The sequence below is a fragment of the Arthrobacter sp. K410C genome, assembly GCF_059090105.1.
Genome location: NZ_JBNHFJ010000002.1, coordinates 267,280 through 281,620, shown reverse-complemented (window position 1 = coordinate 281,620; position 14,341 = coordinate 267,280). Strand labels below are relative to the sequence as shown.

13 protein-coding genes are annotated in these 14,341 nt (G+C 66.8%); 5 read left to right on the top strand and 8 right to left on the bottom strand.

All coding sequences use genetic code 11. The annotated features are described in order from the left end of the window. Positions 1–44: 44 nt before the first annotated feature. The 3 genes from AC5RU7_RS06205 to AC5RU7_RS06195 are packed head-to-tail and all read right to left on the bottom strand — an operon-like array spanning position 45 to position 4,962. Positions 45–1,208, bottom strand: a complete 1,164-nt coding sequence (locus AC5RU7_RS06205; protein ID WP_494010473.1) for an acyl-CoA dehydrogenase family protein — start codon at positions 1,206–1,208, stop codon at positions 45–47. A 3-nt stretch (positions 1,209–1,211) separates the two neighbouring features. Next, positions 1,212–3,347 (bottom strand): acetyl/propionyl/methylcrotonyl-CoA carboxylase subunit alpha, encoded by a 2,136-nt coding sequence (locus AC5RU7_RS06200; protein ID WP_494010474.1) that lies wholly within the window; start codon positions 3,345–3,347, stop codon positions 1,212–1,214. Positions 3,348–3,354: 7 nt separating this feature from the next. After that, on the bottom strand, positions 3,355–4,962 hold the full coding sequence (locus AC5RU7_RS06195) for a carboxyl transferase domain-containing protein (protein ID WP_494010475.1): 1,608 nt from the start codon (positions 4,960–4,962) through the stop codon (positions 3,355–3,357). Positions 4,963–5,106: 144 nt separating this feature from the next. Between AC5RU7_RS06195 and AC5RU7_RS06190 the strand changes: the two genes are divergently transcribed. Further along, on the top strand, positions 5,107–5,766 hold the full coding sequence (locus tag AC5RU7_RS06190) for an SACE_7040 family transcriptional regulator (protein ID WP_494010476.1): 660 nt from the start codon (positions 5,107–5,109) through the stop codon (positions 5,764–5,766). A gap of 110 nt (positions 5,767–5,876) precedes the next feature. Here AC5RU7_RS06190 and AC5RU7_RS06185 read toward each other — a convergent pair whose 3' ends face one another. From AC5RU7_RS06185 to pdhA, 3 genes are read right to left on the bottom strand one after another with little or no spacing between them, the layout of a single operon-like run. Then, positions 5,877–7,265 (bottom strand): dihydrolipoamide acetyltransferase family protein, encoded by a 1,389-nt coding sequence (locus AC5RU7_RS06185; protein WP_494051545.1) that lies wholly within the window; start codon positions 7,263–7,265, stop codon positions 5,877–5,879. A gap of 8 nt (positions 7,266–7,273) precedes the next feature. After that, positions 7,274–8,284 (bottom strand): alpha-ketoacid dehydrogenase subunit beta, encoded by a 1,011-nt coding sequence (locus tag AC5RU7_RS06180; RefSeq protein WP_494010478.1) that lies wholly within the window; start codon positions 8,282–8,284, stop codon positions 7,274–7,276. Further along, positions 8,284–9,453: a pyruvate dehydrogenase (acetyl-transferring) E1 component subunit alpha gene (gene pdhA / locus AC5RU7_RS06175; protein ID WP_494051544.1), complete on the bottom strand. Its 1,170-nt coding sequence runs from the start codon at positions 9,451–9,453 to the stop codon at positions 8,284–8,286. Before pdhA ends, AC5RU7_RS06180 begins: the two co-directional genes overlap by 1 nt. Positions 9,454–9,647: 194 nt before the next feature. Here pdhA and AC5RU7_RS06170 point away from each other — a divergent pair, with 194 nt between their 5' ends. The 4 genes from AC5RU7_RS06170 (at position 9,648) to AC5RU7_RS06155 (ending at position 12,091) form a co-directional block, all read left to right on the top strand. Then, on the top strand, positions 9,648–10,121 hold the full coding sequence (locus AC5RU7_RS06170; protein ID WP_494010480.1) for an Lrp/AsnC family transcriptional regulator: 474 nt from the start codon (positions 9,648–9,650) through the stop codon (positions 10,119–10,121). 242 nt (positions 10,122–10,363) lie between these two features. Next, positions 10,364–10,918 (top strand): hypothetical protein, encoded by a 555-nt coding sequence (locus AC5RU7_RS06165; protein ID WP_494010481.1) that lies wholly within the window; start codon positions 10,364–10,366, stop codon positions 10,916–10,918. A 141-nt stretch (positions 10,919–11,059) separates the two neighbouring features. Further along, a complete protein-coding gene (locus AC5RU7_RS06160; RefSeq protein ID WP_494051543.1) occupies positions 11,060–11,464 on the top strand; it encodes a DUF4383 domain-containing protein in 405 nt (134 codons plus the stop codon). Positions 11,465–11,470: 6 nt separating this feature from the next. Next, the gene (locus AC5RU7_RS06155) at positions 11,471–12,091 is read left to right on the top strand and encodes a hypothetical protein (protein ID WP_494051542.1); all 621 of its coding nucleotides are present in this window, start codon (positions 11,471–11,473) and stop codon (positions 12,089–12,091) included. 84 nt (positions 12,092–12,175) lie between these two features. Here AC5RU7_RS06155 and AC5RU7_RS06150 read toward each other — a convergent pair whose 3' ends face one another. Beyond that, positions 12,176–13,792, bottom strand: coding sequence for a monocarboxylic acid transporter (locus AC5RU7_RS06150; RefSeq protein ID WP_494051541.1), 1,617 nt, complete (start codon positions 13,790–13,792; stop codon positions 12,176–12,178). Continuing rightward, the gene (locus tag AC5RU7_RS06145) at positions 13,789–14,169 is read right to left on the bottom strand and encodes a DUF485 domain-containing protein (protein WP_494010485.1); all 381 of its coding nucleotides are present in this window, start codon (positions 14,167–14,169) and stop codon (positions 13,789–13,791) included. The genes AC5RU7_RS06150 and AC5RU7_RS06145 overlap by 4 nt, the downstream gene beginning before the upstream one ends. Positions 14,170–14,341 lie beyond the last annotated feature (172 nt).

Below are 14,341 nucleotides of genomic sequence, written 5' to 3'. Positions count from 1 at the left end.
GATCCTTTCAGGCCGGCTACGTTCCATGCGGCAAACGCCGGGTGCTACAGACCCAGTTCGCGGGCGATGAGCATCAGCTGGACCTCCGTGGTGCCCTCCCCCACTTCAAGGATCTTGGAGTCGCGGTAGTGGCGTGCCACGGTGAACTCGTTGATGAAGCCATAGCCGCCGAATACCTGGGTGGCATCCCGCGCGTTGTCCATGGCCGCCTCGCCTGCGACCATCTTAGCGATGGCCGCCTGCGTCTTGAATGGCTTGCCGGCAAGCATGCGGGCAGCCGCATCGTAGTAGGCCAGGCGGGCGGTATGGGCCCTGGCTTCCATGCGCGCGATCTTGAACGAGATGGCCTGGTACTTGCCGATCTCGCTACCAAACGCCCTGCGTTCCTTGGCGTACCGGACGGACAGGTCCGCGCAGCCCTGCGCCGCGCCGGTGGCCAGGGCCGCGATGGCGATACGCCCCTCGTCCAGGATGGACAGGAAGTTCGCGTAGCCCCGCCCTTCGGTTCCCAGCAGGTTCGCTTCGGGAACCCGGACGTCCTTGAGGGTGAGCGGGTGCGTGTCCGAGGCGTTCCAGCCCACCTTGTTATACGGCTTTTCCGCCTTGAAGCCGGGCGTGTCGGTGGGCACCAGGATGGTGGAGATTTCCTTCTGCACCGTCCCGTCGCCGCGTTCCCTCTGGCCCGTGACGGCGGTGACTGTCACCAGCCGCGTGATGTCCGTCCCGGAGTTGGTGATGAACTCCTTGTTGCCGTTGATCACCCAGTCCCCCGCATCCCGCCGGGCAGTGGTCTTGGTGCCGCCGGCGTCCGATCCCGCCTCCGGCTCGGTCAGGCCGAAACCGGCGAGCGCCTGCCCGGACGCGAGCATGGGCAGCCACTGCTGTTTCTGCTCGTCGGTGCCAAACCGGTACACGGGCATGGCGCCCAAAGAGACGCCTGCCTCCAGCGTGATGGCCACGGACTGGTCCACGCGCCCCAGCTGTTCCAGCGCCAGGGCGAGGGCAAAGTAGTCGCCGCCCATTCCGCCGTATTCCTCGGGAAAGGGCAGGCCGAACAGTCCCATTTCCGCCATCTGCTTCACTACCTCGTAGGGGAAGCTGTGCTCTTCATCGTGCTTGGCCGAAACCGGAGCCACCACATTGTCCGCGAAGTCGCGCACCGTGTCGCTAAGGTCCTGGTACTCCTCGGTGAGTTCTACGCCTGGCATTCGTTAGGCTCCTTCGCCTGTTGTGGGATTGTGGTGGTCCTGTTCCGCGGTATGCGGGTGGACGGTGGCGAGGACCTGGTCGGCCTTCACCAGGTCTCCCGGTTGTGCGTTGAGGTGCACCGTTCCGGCGAGGGGTGCCAGGAGCTGGTGTTCCATCTTCATGGCCTCTACCGAGACCAGCACCTGGCCGGCTGCCACGGCGTCGCCGTCGGTGACCGGGACGGACACCACGGTGCCGGGCATCGGCGAACGCACGGCCGGGTCAGCGGACCCCTCTTCACGCTGGATGGCTGCAAGGATCCGTTCCAGCCGTTCCTCCCGGGTCAGAACGTCCAGGCGGCAGGACCAGCCCTGGTTGCCGAGGAAGACCTGCCCCGTGCCGTCTTCCGCCAGCGCGTAGTGGTGGGTGCCGCCGTCGAGCATCAATTCCACGTGGCCCTTCCCCTGGACGTGCAGGGAGGCGGTGTGGCCCGCACCTCCGTCCACCGTCACCGCCACCGGGCCGGACGCGGCGTCGCCGGTGACCTCCACGGTGGCCATGCCGCCGTCGGGGGTCCCCAGGGTGATGCGGCGCGGTGCGGGCTTGCCCAGCCGCCAGCCATTGCGCATCTGCCAGGGCCCGGCAGCAGGCGGAAGCTGCTGTTCCTGGCCGGCCAGGACATCCAGCGCCGCAGCCACCAGCTCGGCAGGACCCACCCGCCGGAAGGTGAGGCCGGGAAGCTTCCGCCCGATCAGGCCGGTATCCAAGCGTCCCGCCCGCACGTCGGGATCATTGACGAGCAGCCGGAGGTACTCGACGTTGGTGTCCAGGCCAAGGGCGGTGTAGCCGGCGAGCGCCGTGTCCAGTGCATCGAGTGCGGCGGCCCGGTCCCCGCCCCAGGCGATGACCTTGGACATCATGGGGTCGTAGTTCGAGGACAGCTCCAGCCCTTCAACCAGGGAGGAGTCCACGCGGACCTTGCCTTGCGCGCCGGCGGGCAGCTCGTCCAGCAGGTGCACCCTGCCGGTTGATGGCAGGAAGTTCTTCTCCGGCACTTCGGCATACACGCGGGCTTCCACCGCGTGGCCGGTCAGCACGACGTCGGACTGCCGGATGGAGAGTTCCCGGCCTGCCGCAATCCGTACTTGCCATTCCACGAGGTCCAGGCCGGCCACCATCTCCGTGACCGGGTGCTCCACCTGGAGGCGGGTGTTCATTTCCATGAAGTAGAACTCGTCCGGGTGCTCGTCGGAGACCAGGAACTCCACCGTTCCGGCACCGGTGTAGTTCACGCTGCGGGCGGCATTGCAGGCAGCCTCGCCAATCCGGGCCCGGATGGCGGCGCCGTTGGGCAGGTTTTCCAGCAGCGGTGACGGTGCCTCCTCGATGACCTTCTGGTGCCGCCGCTGCAGCGAACACTCGCGCTCGCCGAGGTGGATGACGTTGCCATGGTGGTCCGCCAGCACCTGCACCTCGATGTGCCGCGGGGTGGTCACCAGGCGTTCCAGGAACAGGGTGTCGTCGCCGAAGGCGCTCGCCGCCACCCGCCGGGCCGTGGCCAGGGCCGCCGGAAGGTCCTCCGCTTTGTCCACTGCGTGCATCCCCTTCCCGCCGCCGCCGGCGGAGGGCTTGATGAGGAGCGGAAATCCGACGCCGGCCGCTGCCTCCGCCAGCTCGGCATCGCTCATTCCGGGGCGGGCCACGCCCGGCACCACGGGGACCCCGTAGCCTGCCACGTGGTTCTTGGACCGGATCTTGTCCCCCATGACGTTCAGGGCCTCCACGCCGGGACCGATGAAGGTGATTCCCGCGTCTTCCAGGGCCCGGGCGAAATCGGCGTTCTCGCTGAGGAAGCCGTAGCCGGGGTGCACCGCCTGGGCCCCTGTTGCGCGGCAGGCCTTGAGCACCGCCTCGATGTTGAGGTAGCTGTCGGCGGCAGGGGGCGGGCCGATGCGCACGGAAATGTCAGCCTCCCGCACGTGCCGGGCGCCGGCGTCGGCATCGCTGTACACGGCGACCGACCTGATGCCGAGCGCACGCAGTGTACGGATCACGCGGCAGGCGATTTCGCCGCGGTTGGCCACCAGGACGGTGCCGAACAGCGGGGCTGCGGCGACGGCTGCTGCCGGTGTTGCGGAGACGTCAGTGGGTGCGGTCATGGTGTGCTCACATCCGGAAAAGGCCGAAGGAGGTGTCCGGCAACGGGGTGCGGGAGACGACGTCGAGCGCCAGTCCCAGGACGGTGCGGGTGTCTGCGGGGTCGATCACGCCGTCATCCCACAGGCGGGCGGTGGAGTAGTAGGGGCTGCCCTGGTCCTCGTACTGCCGCCGGATGGGGGCCTTGAACTCTTCCTCGTCCTGTTCCGGCCATTCCTCCCCGGCGGCTTCGTACTGGTCCCGCTTGACGGTGGCCAGCACGCTGGCGGCCTGGTTGCCGCCCATGACGGAGATCCGGGCCGCGGGCCACATCCACAGGAACCGCGGCGAATAGGCCCGGCCGCACATGGAGTAGTTGCCTGCTCCGAAGGATCCGCCGATCACCACCGTGAGCTTCGGAACCCGGGCCGTGGCGACGGCCGTGACCATTTTGGCCCCGTTCTTGGCGATGCCGCCCTGCTCCGCGTCCCGGCCCACCATGAAGCCGGAGATGTTCTGGAGGAAGAGCAGCGGAATGCCGCGCTGGTCGCAGAGTTCGATGAAGTGTGCCCCCTTGAGGGAGGACTCGCTGAACAGCACGCCGTTATTGGCCACGATACCCAAGGGGTGTCCGTGCAGCCGGGCAAAGCCGGTGACAAGCGTGGTGCCGTAGTCCTTCTTGAATTCGTGGAAGGTGCTGCCGTCCACCAGCCTGGCGATGACTTCGTGCACGTCGTAGGGGGCGTTGACGTCCGTGGGTACGGCGCCGTACAGCTCTTCCGTGCTGGCAACGGGTTCGACGGCGGGTTCCACCTGCCACGCGGGCGGGGCCGGGGGCGGCAGCGTGGCCACGATGTCCCGGATGATCTGCAGGGCATGATGGTCGTTCTCGGCCAGGTGGTCGGTCACACCGGAAATCCTGGAGTGCACCTCCCCGCCGCCCAATTCCTCCGGGCTGACGATTTCGCCGATGGCCGCCTTCACCAGCGGCGGGCCGCCCAGGAAGATGGTGCCCTGGTTGCGGACGATAACCGTCTCGTCGCTCATCGCGGGAACGTAGGCTCCGCCCGCGGTGCAGGAACCCATGACGGCGGCGACCTGCGGGATCTTGGCCGCTGACAGGCGCGCCTGGTTGTAGAAAATGCGTCCGAAGTGGTCCCTGTCCGGAAAGACTTCGTCCTGCTTAGGCAGGAATGCGCCGCCCGAGTCGACGAGGTAGATGCAGGGAAGCCGGTTTTCGAGGGCGATCTCCTGGGCCCGGAGGTGCTTCTTGACCGTCATGGGGTAGTAGGTGCCGCCCTTGACGGTGGCGTCGTTGGAGATCACCAGCACCTGCCTGCCGTGCACCAGCCCGATGCCGGCGATTACGCCCGCGCCCGGAGCTTCGTCGTTGTACATGCCGTTGGCCGCCAGCGGCGCGATTTCCAGGAAAGGACTGCCGTCATCCAGTAGCTGGTCGATGCGCTCCCGGGGCAGCAGCTTGCCCCTTGCCACATGGCGTTGCCGGGACTTTTCAGGACCCCCCAGAGCCGCTTCGGCCAGTCTTTTTCGGAGCTCCCCGGCCAGCTCCCTCTGGGCCTGGCTGTTGGCACCGAACGCCTCGCTGGCCGGGTTGATCCTGCTGACAAGGGTCTCCATTGACGGTCCGTTCCTCCATGAGCCAAGCCGGATCCACTCCAACTCGGTTAGTGCCCAATAACTGAAATTCAGGTTAGTCTCTCGTAACTGTGATGTCCAACACATGGGCCGCCTTGCTAGAATCTGCGGGTCCTAGGAGGAAAAGTGCCCAGCACCGATACCACGCAGACCAGCGAGCGCAGCGCAGCCGGCCGCAGCCCGTCGACCCAGCGCAGCAAGGCGAAGGAGAACCGCCGCCAGGCACTGCTGGCTGCCGCCGCGTCACTGTTCGCGGTGAACGGGTTCAACAAGGTGTCGCTGGAGGACCTGGGAGCGGCGGCGGGAGTCAGCGGCCCGGCCGTCTACCGCCACTTCCCGGGCAAGCAGGCAGTCCTGGCCGACCTGCTGCTGACGGTCAGCCAGGATCTGCTGGACGGTGGCCGCCAGGTGGTGGAGGCCAGCCCCGACCCCCTTGCCGCGCTGCAGCGGCTGGTGGCGTTCCAGGTGGACTTCGCCCTAAGCAAGCCGGACGTAATCCGGGTACAGGACCGCGATTTCAGCAACCTGTCCGAGCAGGACCAGGCCGCTGTCCGCATCCTCCAGCGGAGCTACGTGGAGGTGTGGGTGGAGGTCCTCGCCGGCGTCCACCCGGACGTGGACATTCCGGAACTTCGGATGCGGGCGCACGCCACGTTCGGCCTCATCAACTCCACCCCGCATTCCGTGCGCAGCCATGGCCGCAGGATTACCGCCGCGGCCGCCCGCCCGCTGCTGGAGGGGATGGCCCTGGCCGCCCTCACCGTCAGTATTCCCCCGGCCCCCTGACAACCACTGGAGTTGTTGTCCAGCTATGGCGGCTTGGAACCGCTTGGAGTCACCATATCTGGACAAAAACTTCTGACGGAATTCTGGCGCGGGTGCGGGCCGCCTTTCTACTACACCATGGTCAGGACCATGCCGGGTTCGGCCAGGATCGCGCCGACGTCGGCCAGGAACCGGGACCCCTGCTCGCCGTCCACCAAGCGGTGGTCGAAGGACAGGCTGAGCGTCAGGACCTGCCGCAGCGCCACCTCGCCCCGGTACTCCCAGGGCATGGTCCGCACGGCCCCCATGGCCAGGATGGCCGCTTCCCCCGGATTGAGGATGGGGGTGCCGGCATCAATGCCGAAAACGCCAATGTTGGTAATGGAGATGGTGCCGCCGGACAGGTCCCCCGGGGTGGTCTTTCCAGCGCGGGCAGTCTCGGTGAGGGCCGTCAGCGCTTCCGCCAACTGATGCAGGGACAGCGCATCGGCGTCCTTGATGTTGGGCACAGTCAGGCCGCGGGGCGTTGCTGCCGCGATACCCAGGTTCACGTAGTTGAAGGTGACGATCTCCTGGCTGGCCTCGTCCCACCTCGCGTTCAGGCCGGGGTTGCGCCGTAGTGCGATCAGCACCGCCTTGGCGGCCAGGGTCAGCGGCGTGAGCTTTACCCCGGAGAACGCGCTGCTGGCTTTGAGTTTGGCCAGCAGCTCCATGGTGGGCGTGACATCCACCGTCAGGAACTCGGTGACGTGCGGCGCCGTGAAGGCACTCTCCACCATCGCCGCGGCCGTGAACTTCCGGACACCCTTGATGGGAGTACGGGTCTCCCGTGCTCCCTGCTGCATGGAGGTGGCCCCGGCCGCCAGGGCGCCGTCCGGCTCCTGCGCGGGCTTGCCGTCCAGGAAGGCCTGGACGTCCTCCCGGGTGATGAGTCCGCTGGGACCGGTTCCGGGAACCTGTGCCAGATCCACGCCGAGGTCCTTCGCCAGCTTGCGCACCGGGGGCGTTGAACGGGGCCGCTCGCCCTGGTGTTCAGGGGCCGGTTCAGCCACCGCTGCTTCCGGCGCGGCAGGACTGGCTTGGACAGGTTCGACCATCGGAGATCTTGCTCCGGCAGAGCCGGCCAGGGGAAAGGTGCGGGCCCGCCGCGCCGGGCGGGCGGAACTTTCGACGACGGCGCCGTACCCCACCAGGTTCGGCTGCCTCTTGGGCGCTTCCCCCTCCGACTCTCCCACCCCGGCAGCAGTGCCACCTGCCGCGGAAGGTGGCGTCCCGGCGTCGTCCGCGACTTCGAAGGACACGATGGGCTTCCCTACCTCCACGATGGTGCCCGGCTGTTCGTGCAGTTCCTTGATGACGCCCGCGAACGGTGACGGCAGCTCCACCACCGCTTTGGCCGTTTCCACTTCGGCAATCACCTGGTTCAGGCTCACCGTGTCACCCACATCCACCTTCCAGCTGAGGATTTCTGACTCGGTGAGTCCCTCGCCGAGGTCCGGGAGCCGGAATTCCTTGATCATAGTGCCGCTCATCCTTCCAGCCCGCTGAGGGAGTTGGGGCGGCCCAGCGCGCGGTCCACACCATCCAGGATGCGGTCCAGGCCGGGCAGGTGGTGCATCTCAAGCTTCGAGGAGGGATACGGGATGTCGAAGCCGGTGACCCGCACCGGCGCCGCCTCGAGATGATAGAAGCAGCGTTCGGTAATGCTCGCGGCTACTTCGGCACCCAGCCCGCCAGACTCGCCGGCCTCATGGGTGACCACCAGCCGCCCGGTCCGCCGGACCGACGCCACGATCGTTTCATAGTCCACCGGCGCCAGCGAGCGCAGGTCGATCACCTGGATGGAAATGCCCTCGTCAGCGGCAGCGGTTGCGGCGTCCAGCGCCGTCTTTACCAGCGGACCGTAGGCAACCAGCGTGACGTCCGAGCCCTCCGTGAGGACCTTCGCCTGGTCCATGGGCAGGGCCGTGCCGGGACCGGCCGACTCGTCCACGTCGGCTTTATCGTGGTAGCGCCGCTTGGGCTCAAAGAAAAGGACGGGATCATCACAGGAGATGGCCTGCTGGATTACGGTGTAGGCGTCCTGCGGGTTCGCCACCGAGACCACCCGGAGGCCGGCGGTATGCGTGAAGTAGGCCTCCGGGGACTCGGAGTGGTGTTCGGGCGAGCCGATGCCGCCGCCGAACGGGATCCGGATGGTGATGGGCATCTTCACTGCTCCGCGCGTCCGGTAATGCAGCTTGGCGACCTGGCTGACGATCTGGTCGAAGGCCGGGTAGACGAACCCGTCGAACTGGATTTCCACCACGGGCCGGTAGCCCCGGTAGGCGAGCCCGACGGCGGTGCCCACGATGGCGGATTCTGCGAGCGGCGTGTCCACCACCCGGTGCTTCCCGAAGTCCTTCTGCAGCCCGTCGGTCACCCGGAACACGCCGCCGAGGGTGCCGATGTCCTCACCCAGGAGGACAACCTTTGGATCGTTCTCAAGGGACTTCCGCAGACCCGCGTTGATGGCGCGGGCAAAGGTCATCTGGGTCATCAGCGTGCACCTTCTTCAAGAGTGGCCGTATCGGGATCGCCGAAGGAGGCCAGGTAACGGGAGTAGTGGTCCTGCTGCCGGTCCAGCCAGGAGTTGGGGGTGCTGTACACATGCTTGAAAACGTCCAGCGGCTCCGGATCGGGCATGCGGGTGCACCCGTCGCGCATCTCGCGGGCAACGGCGTCGGCCTTGTCCTTGACCTGTTGCTGCAGGTCTTCGGTGAGCAAGCCCTTCCGGTCCAGGAGCGCCGCCATCCGGCTGATGGGGTCCTTGGCGGCCCAGTCCTCGAGCTCGTTGGGGTCCCGGTAGCGCGTGGGATCGTCGGCGGTGGTGTGCGGTCCCATCCGGTAGCTGACGGCTTCGACGAAGGTGGGACCGCCTCCCCGCCGTGCCCGGTCCAGCGCGACGCGGGTAGCCGCCATCACGGCCAGGACATCGTTGCCGTCCACGCGCAGGCTGGGAATCCCGAAGCCCGCCGCGCGGTCCGCGAGCTGGATATGGGACTGGAGCCTGACAGGTTCAGAGATGGCCCAATGGTTGTTGGTGCAGAAGAACACCACGGGGACCTGGAAACTGGCCGCGAACACCATGGCCTCGTTGACGTCGCCTTCGCTGGTGGCACCGTCGCCGAAGTAGGTGATGGCCACGGAATCGGTGCCGTCGTTCTGGATGCCCATGGCGTAGCCGGTGGCGTGCAGCGTCTGGGCGCCGATGATGATCTGGGGTGTGGCCATGTTGACGGTGTACGGGTCCCAGCCGGAGGGCGCATTGCCGCGCCACACCCGGAGCAGGTCCACCAGGCCAACGCCCCGGCAGTAGGCCACGCCGTTTTCCCGGTAACTGGAAAACACGAAGTCGTCGCTGCGGAGGGACCGCGCAGACCCGATTTGCGCCGCCTCCTGGCCCAGCAGCGGCGGCCACAGCCCCAACTCGCCCTGCCGCTGCAGCGCCGTGGCTTCGAGGTCGATGCGCCGGACGACGCTGATGTCCTCATACAGCGAGCAGAGCTGCTCATCGGTGATATCCCGGACCCAGAAATCGAACTCGGGATGGCTGACCCGCTCCCCTGCAGGAGTTATCAGCTGGACCAGCCTGGAGGCCGGTCCGGAGGTGCCCTGGGCGCTGGTGGGGGCGGATGCTCCGCCCTGGCCCGTTCCGTCTGTAGACACGATAGCCCGCAACCTTCTCACGTCGTTGACCAGCAGCTTTGGAACTTGTGGCTCCCGCCCTGCCGGCCTCCCGGGCGCCGTTGCCCCGGATAATTGTGACCCTACTCACAATGCTCACGGGGTACAACTGCCGCGCCGATCCTTGAGCAAAATGCTCTGTGCCCGGCGTCGGGACCGTGCTAGCTTTGCGCATTATGCAAGCTTTGGATGGCACTGATACCCGACTGTTATCGGCCCTCGCGGAGGACCCACGGAAAACGGTGGTGGCGCTTGCCCAGCAGCTGGGCCTCTCCCGGAACACCGTGCAGGCGAGGTTGGCGCAGCTGGAAAAGAAGCACGCCTTCCTGTCCTTCGAGCGGCGCATCAATCCGGCCTCGCTGGGATACCCCCTGATGGCCTTCATCTCGGTGCACGTCCAGCAGCAGAAGCTCACGCAGCTGGCGGGGCAGCTGGCAGAGATTCCCGAGATCCTGGAAGGCTACGGCCTCACCGGATCCGCAGACCTGCTCCTGCGCGTGGTGGCAGTGGACGCCGAGGATCTCTTCCGGATCAACGGCAAGATCCTGGCCTGCGACGGCGTGGAGCGGGCTGACACTGCCCTTGCGATGGGTGAGCTCATCCCGTTCCGCGTGCAGCCCCTGCTGGAACGCGGATCAGCGCGCGGCTGAGGAGGGCTGCCGCAGGGATGAAGCGGTTCGCCCGCCGTCAGTGAGAGGGCGTTTGCGGAAGGGGCGCCAAAAGTGAGCGGGCGTTTTGCGGAACAGCGCCGTAACTGAAAGAGCGTTTTACGACGGCGAAACCCGGCCGGCAAGTAGGCCTGGGCGCCCGGGTTATAGGCTTGTCCCAGAAATTCGCCGGGGACCCGAACCGGACCTCTGCACCCCAGCACCATTTTTGGAAAGGCTCCACCTTGAGCAGTCCCCAGGAACCGTACCAGCCGGGCCACCCCGGCCCGGGCCAGCAGCAACTCCCTCAGCAGCCGGGCCAGTACGCGGCCGCAGGCCCGTTCGGCCTTCCCGGCGAGGAGCCGCCGGCGAGGAGGCGCCCCAAGCTGTGGGTGGTTCTGACAGCCATCGGCGGCGTCCTGCTGCTGGTCGGCCTGGGCATCGTCATCCTGGTCAATGTGGCGGGCAGCGCAACCAACCAGGCCAAGGGCCTTGCGGACGGCTTCACCAAGCTGGTCATCGCCGGGGAGAGCTCCAAAGCCTACGATGACTACCTTGACCCCGCGCTGCAGGAGCAGCTGTCCAAGGAGTCGTTCATGTCCGGCATCGCCAGCCTCAACATGGACGATACCTGCGAGCCGGAGTACAACGACCTCCAGGTGGCCACGGAGAACGGCGTCAAGTCTGCCGATATCGTGGGCCTGATCACCTGCGAGGGCAAGAACGTGGACCTGGCATACCGGTTCGAGGGCACGGACGAACTGAAGATGACCAATATCAAGCTCAGGCCGGCGCCGTAGCTCCGGATTCCGCATTAGGAAGATTGCTGGCCTTTACCCATCCGCACTTCCGCATGGTCCGAATCGCTTCCGAGGGTCCCGGCCAGGGACCCGCAGTCCGGCGGGGAACACCTCCCCCGCCCTACCGGAAGGATTCGGGCCATGCGCACTTCACCCAACCGCCTCGTCGCCACCGTCTTCGGAGCCGTATACCTGCTGGTGGGCCTCCTCGGCTTCGCCGTCACGTCCGGCGTCGGCTTCGCCGCCACCGAGGGCGCCAACCTCATCATTTTCGAAGTCAACCCGCTGCACAACGTCATCCACCTCGCCATCGGTGCCACGCTGCTTTTCGCCGGGCTGAAGGGCACCGAGATCGCCCGTTCCGTGAACGCCACCGTTGGCGCCGTCTACCTGCTGGTCGGCGTGCTTGGCCTGTTCCTGCTGAACTCCCCGCTGAACATCATCGCCCTGAACGGCGCTGACAACGTGCTGCACCTTGCCAGCGCCGTACTGCTGCTGGGTGTGGGCCTGTCGCTGGACAAGTCTCCGGCAACCGTCCGGGCCTAGGGCACGATGGACCGGACCGCACCCGCCCGGACGCTGGAGCCGGGAGAAGCGCCGGAAGCCTCTGACGCTCCGGTACCTGCCGCCGTCCGGCTCTTCGCCGGTTTCGCTGGCTTCGGTGCCGGCACCGTCAACCTGGCCATTTCCTCAAGCCTCTTCGCCGGGACAGCGGATACCGCAGGGCCGGCGGAGTTCGCCGCGGGCGGACTCGCCGGGCTCTGGGGTGCCGGCCTCCTGGCGGGCGCGGTGATCCACTTGGCCCGAGGGACCTTTCCGGGCAGCCGGAGTGCACGGGGCACCCTGCTGGCAGCCGCCGCCGTCCATGCGGCCGCCGCACTGTTCAGCGCACCGGCCGGCGGGGGGCTCAACCTGAGCCACCTGGCTGCCCTGCTGCTGACGCTAATGATCATCGCGGCCGTGGCGTGGCTGGGCCGGCACCGGAGCCCATCCTCCGCATCCGGGATGTCCGCCGCGTATCCCGGCCGGCTGCTGCTGGCAGCCTTCGCCGGTGCGGTGCTGGTGGCAGGAATCGCGACGCCGGGACTCGCCGCTTCCACGGCAGGCCAGTTCGCCGTCCCGCACGGCGAGCATGGGCTCACTCCCCCGCCCGGGGGACACCACCAGCGCTGAAAAAGCCTCCGCGCCGATGATTCGGCACGGAGGCTTTTTTCGTTGCAGGGTGGCTGCGGTTTCAGGGCAGCCGCGGGCGGACGGTCAGTGGTTGACGGCCTTTTCGGCGCCGACCCCGGTGAGGGACCGGACTTCCATCTCTGCCTGCTTGGCGCTGTCCTCGCGCTTCTTGTCCAGCACCGTGCCGAGCCATCCCAGGAAGAAGGCCAGCGGGATGGAGACGATGCCGGGGTTGCTCAGCGGGAAGAAGGCAAAGTTCGCGTCCTTGATCATGGACGTTGCGCCGCCCGAGACCACCGGGGAGAAGATGATCAGCACGATGGCCGCGCCCAGGCCGCCGTACATGCTCCAGATGGCACCCTGCGTGGTGAACTTCCGCCAGAACAGCGAGTAGATGATGGTGGGCAGGTTGGCGGATGCCGCGACGGCAAACGCCAGTGCCACCAGGAACGCAACGTTCTGCCCGTTGGCGAGGATGCCGCCCAGGATGGCCAGGACGCCGATGACCACCACGGTCCGGCGGGCAACCTTCACCTCGGTGTCGGCGTCGGCCTTGCCCTTGGCAATGACGCTGGCGTAGATGTCATGGGCGAAGGATGCCGCAGCGGTGATGGTCAGGCCCGCCACCACGGCCAGGATGGTTGCGAAGGCCACGGCCGAGATGAAGCCAAGCAGCAGCGGCCCGCCCAGGAAGAACGCCAGCAGCGGGGCGGCGGAGTTGACGCCGCCCGGGGCAGTCTTGATGGTTTCGGGACCCACCAGGGCAGCTGCACCGTAACCGAGCACCAGGGTGAACAGGTAGAAGAGGCCGATCAGCCAGATGGCCCACACCACGGACTTGCGGGCTTCCTTGGCGGTGGGGACCGTGTAGAAGCGCATCAGGACGTGGGGCAGGGCGGCCGTGCCCAGGACCAGGGCCAGGCCCAGGGACATGAAGTCCAGCTTGGAGGTTTCGGTCTTGCCGTACTGCAGGCCGGGGTTCAGCACCGCCGGGTTGTTGGCGGTTTCCACTGCGGCGCCCAGCAGGCTGGAGAGGTTGAAGCCGTAGATGGCCAGGACCCAGAGCGTCATGACGGCCGCGCCGGCGATGAGCAGGACTGCCTTGATGATCTGGACCCAGGTGGTGCCCTTCATGCCGCCGATGAGGACGTACATGATCATGAGGCCGCCGACGACGATGATCACCAGGGCCTGTCCGCCCCAGTCGCTGATGCCCAGGAGCAGGGAGATGAGGCTGCCGGCGCCGGCCATCTGGGCGAGGAGGTAGAAGAAGCAGACGGCAAGGGTGGAGATGGCGGCGGCAATCCGGACGGGCCGCTGCTTGAGCCGGAAGGACAGCACGTCCGCCATGGTGAACTTGCCGGTGTTGCGAAGCAGCTCAGCCACCAGGAGCAGCGCCACGAGCCAGGCCACCAGGAAGCCGATGGAGTACATGAATCCGTCATATCCGTTGATGGCGATGGCGCCGGTGATGCCCAGGAAGGACGCTGCAGAGAGGTAGTCCCCGGCGATGGCAGTTCCATTCTGGGATCCGGTGAAGGAGCGTCCGGCGGCGTAGTAGTCCGCGGCGGTCTTGTTGTTCCGGCTGGCCCGGAAGACGATCACCATGGTAACGGCCACGAACAGTGCGAAGACGCCCATGTTCAGCAGGGTGGTGTCCTTGAGGGCGGCGACATCAACCGCTGCGGGAATCCCGGTCACTTGTTTACCTCGCCCACTCGATTGCCATCCTTATCAAACTCATGTCCTTCAATCTCATTCCGGATATCCGCGGCGATGGGGTCCAGCCGCCGGTTCGAGTAACTGACGTACCAGCTGGTGATTGCAAATGTTGAGACGAACTGCAGCAGGCCGAGGATCAGTCCGATGTTGATGTTGCCCCAGACCTTCGTGGACATGAATCCCACGGCGTAGTCGGCGAGCAGGACGTAGGCGAAGTACCACAGCAGGAAGGCCACTGCCATGGGGAAGACAAAGCTGCGGTGACGCTTGCGCAGTTCCTGGAACTGCCCGGTCGACTGGACCTGTTCAAAGTCCACGGACGCCGCTGCGTCCGGAGTATGGGCATCGTGACCCATCGTTCCTCCTCGTTGAGACTTGCCGGGACACACCGGCCGGCGGCCCTGCGCAGGCACACCTTGGGTGTGACTCCAATCACTGTGCGGGTGCCTGCCGCCGGATTCCAGTGGAAGGGCGCCCGTGGTCGCTCAACGGTCGGGATGCTGCGGCAAACGGCACCCGCCGCTACGC